Genomic DNA, 3,646 nt, shown 5'->3' on the forward strand with positions numbered 1-3,646 from the left:
GCCCGCTCCTCCTCCGCGTGGAGGAGCGGGCCGTCGGTCCGGGTGGGACGGTCCTCAGACCGCCAGGGGCGCCCGCCGGGCGGAGTGCTCAAGCAGGATCTCCGCCACGAAGCGCGCCAGGTCGAGGGTCTGGCGTCCGTTCAGCCGCGGGTCGCAGCCGGTCAGGTAGCGCTCGGGGAGCTGCTCCTCGCGCAGGTCCTCGCGACCGCCGAGGCACTCGGTCACGTCGTCGCCGGTCAGTTCCAGGTGCAGGCCGCCGGGGTGGCTGCCGAGCGCGCGGTGCACGGCGAAGTAGCCGCTCACCTCGGCGGCGATCCGGTCGAAGCGGCGGGTCTTCAGCCCGCCGGCCGCCGTCTCGGTGTTGCCGTGCATCGGGTCGCAGAGCCAGACCACCGGGTGCCCCGCGTCCGCCACCGCCTCCACCAGCGGCGGCAGCACGTCGGACACCTGGTCCGCGCCCATCCGGCTGATCAGCGTCAGCCGGCCGGGGACGCGGTCCGGGTCCAGCGCCTCGGCGTAGGCGACGGCCTGGTCCGGGGTGGTGGACGGGCCCAGCTTGAGGCCCAGCGGGTTGGCGATCCGGCGGGCCAGGGCGATGTGCGCGCCGTCGAGCCGGCGGGTCCGCTCGCCGATCCACAGGAAGTGGCCGGACAGCGCGTACCCGTCGCGCACCAGCGGCACCTCGTAGTCGAGCAGCAGGGCCTCGTGAGCGGCGAACAGTTCGCTGCGGGTCGTGTCGGCCACCGAGTCCAGCACGTCGAGCGCGGCGCCGGCGCCGTCGTACGCGGTGAGCATCCGCCGCGGGTCCGGCGTGCGGGCCTCGGCCGTCGCCGCGAGGCCGTTGACGATGTCGCCCCGGAAGGAGGGCAGCCCGTCCGGGCCCGTCGGGCTGGAGCGGGGCTTGGCGTACTGCCCGGCGACGCGTCCGACCGGCACCACCGGAAGACCGGAGGCGACCTCGAACAGCGTCGCGCAGTGCAGCAGGGCGTGCAGGTTGGCGCGCACGTGCTCGGGGGTGTTGCCGGCGAAGGTCTCGGCGCAGTCCCCGCCCTGGACGACCAGGGCCCGGCCGAGCGCGGCCTCGGCCAGGCGCTCCCGGAGCCGGTCCACGGCGGCGGGCTCCACCAGGGGCGGCAGGGCGCCGAGCGCGGCGCGCACCTCGCGCACCCGTTCCTGATCGGGCCACTGCGGTTGCTGGTCGGCGGTCAGGCCCGCCAGGGCCCGGGCGAGGCCGGGCCCGGTGCCGTCGTGCACCGTCGGGTTCGTGGCGGTCGGCGTGGTCATCGGAGTCGTCATCCCGTCTTCCTCAGGTTGGCCCGCAGATCGGCCGGCAGGTCCTTGCGGCGGCGTACCCCGAGCTTGCGGTAGACCCGGGTGAGGTGCTGTTCCACGGTGCTCGCCGTGACGTACAGGCGTCCGGCGATCTCGCGGTTGGTGTAGCCGAGCACGGCGAGCGAGGCGACCCGCCGCTCGGACTCGGTGAGCGCGTCGATCCCGCCCGGCTCCCGTGCCCCGTCGGCGGCCGGGCCGCTCTCGCCGAGGTCCGCCGAGACCGACAGCAGCTCCTGGGCGAGCGGCTTCAGGCCGCACAGGTGCGCCACGTGCAGCGCCTGGCGCAGCAGCAGCCGGGCCCGGCGCTTGTTGCCGGCGCCCTGGTGGACCCGGCTCAGGTCGGTGAGCACCCGCACCTGCTCGTAGCGGTCGCCGGAGGCCTCGGTGAGGTCGACGGCCTCGGTGAGCAGGGGGCCGCGCCGCCCGGCCGGCCCGGCCGCGGCGAGCAGCCGCAGCGCCGGGCCGCGGTGGTGCGGCAGGTCGGCGTCGGCCCGGCTGAGCTGTTCGTGGATCAGCCGCCAGGCGCGGTCCCGGTTGTCCAGCCGCAGCCAGGCGTCGGCGGCCTGGGTGCGCCAGGGCACCACCCCCGCGCCGTCCAGGCCCCAGGTGCGCAGCAGTTCGCCGCAGGACAGGAAGTCGGCGAGGGCCGCGTGGCCGTGCCGGGTCGCCAGGTAGTGCTCGCCGCGGGCGAACAGGTAGTGCAGGCCGTACAGGCTCTGGAACATCGCCTCGCCGACGGCGTGGGTGAGGTGCTTGGCCGCCGAGCGGTGCTCGCCCGTGCGGGTCTCGGCGACGATCAGCGTGCCCAGCGGCAGGCCCACCGCGATGCCCCAGGCGGTGGGGCTGAGGTGGGTCAGCGCGGCCCGGCTGTGCTCGGCCGCCGTGGTCGGCTCGCCGAGCCGCAGGGCCGCCTCGGCGTGCGCCGCCGAGTACAGGGCCCTCGCGGTCGGGACCTCGCGGCGGGTGGCGGTGCCGAGCAGCCGTTGGCTCCAGACCGCCGCGGTGTCGGCGCGCCCGGCTTGGAGCAGCACCCGCAGCGCGAGCAGCGCGGCCTCCTCGGCCCACGCGGTGCGGCCGTGCAGGTGGGCGTCGTGCAGCACCTGCTGGGCGTGGTCGACGGCCTCCGCGGCCCGTCCCCGGGTGAGCGCCCCGGCGAGCGCGGCGTCGGCCAGCAGTTGCGGGTCGACGTCCGGGGCGACCGCGTGCCGCAGGTCGGCGGGCAGCGCCGGGAGGCGGCGGCCCCGGGCCAGGCCCGGGTGGGTGTAGGCGAGCCAGGTCTCGACGTCGCGCAGCGCGCCCGTCTCGGCGGGGGAGGCCGGTCCGGCCGGTCCGGTCCGGGCGCGCAGCAGGTCCAGGACGGCCAGCGCCTCCTGGCCGCGGCCGTGCCACAGCAGGTACCGGACGAGGACGAGCGCCTCGGCGAGCCCGAGGTGCCCGGCCCGGACCGCGGCGGTGAGCGGCACCAGGTGCCGGGCCGCCGCCGAGGGGTTGAGCTGCCACTCGGCCTGCGCCAGCCGGTGCCGGAGCACCGCCCGGTCGCTCTCCTCGGCGGCCTCCTTGTGGGCCAGGCGCAGGCAGGCGACGGCGGTCGGAAGACGGTGGTCGAGCAGGGCGTGCTCGGCCGCCTCGGTCAGCGCGGCGACCGCCCACGGCGCGGGCGCCCGCCCGGCCTCGACCAGGTGCCGGGCCAGCTCGGCGGCGGGGCTGCCGCTCTCGTGGGCCAGCTGGGCGGCGCGCAGCCGCAGTTCGGTGCGCTCGTGCGGGGCGAGATCCTCCAGGACGGCGGCGCGGGCGGCCGCGGTGCGCAGCCGTCCCTCGCCGTCCAGCAGTCCGGCGGCGGTGAGCGTGGCGCGGATCCGGGCGACCGCGTCGGCGCTCTCCCGCTCGCCCAGCAGCCTGGCCACGTCCTCGGCCGGCGCCTCCTCGCCGAGCACGGCCTGGGCCTGGACAACCCGCAGCACGCCGGGGCCGGCCCGGTGAAGGCAGCTCAGCAGGGCCTGGCCGTAGCGCGGTTCGGGCTCGTCGGCGCGGTCGAGGTGCTCCTCGACGAGGGCGTGCAGCAGCAGCGGGTTGCCGCCGGCCACGTCCACCAGGCCGGGGCCGCGGTGACGGGCGTCCTCCTCGCCCAGGCCCTCGGTGACCAGGCGCAGGGCGCCGGCCCGGGACAGCGGGGCCAGCGTGAGGCGGTGCGCGTGCGGGTGGCGCAGCAGTTCGGCGTGCAGCCGGCGCCGCGCGGGCCACGGGGTGCCGCCGTCGGTGAGGACCAGCAGCACCGGGCTCTGCGGCAGGTGGCGGACGAGGTGGCGCAGGAAGT

General features: G+C 77.5%; 2 protein-coding genes. Both read right to left on the minus strand.

The window, feature by feature from the left end; all coding sequences use genetic code 11:
• Positions 1-54: 54 nt before the first annotated feature.
• A complete protein-coding gene (locus tag ABD308_RS34910; RefSeq protein ID WP_344343950.1) occupies positions 55-1,296 on the minus strand; it encodes a 3-deoxy-7-phosphoheptulonate synthase in 1,242 nt (413 codons plus the stop codon).
• The coding region (locus tag ABD308_RS34915; protein ID WP_344343953.1) for a helix-turn-helix transcriptional regulator at positions 1,293-3,646 on the minus strand (2,354 nt) is incomplete at its 5' end. The genes ABD308_RS34910 and ABD308_RS34915, both read right to left, overlap by 4 nt.

This window comes from Kitasatospora putterlickiae, assembly GCF_039527695.1.
In the GTDB taxonomy this organism is placed as follows: domain Bacteria; phylum Actinomycetota; class Actinomycetes; order Streptomycetales; family Streptomycetaceae; genus Kitasatospora; species Kitasatospora putterlickiae.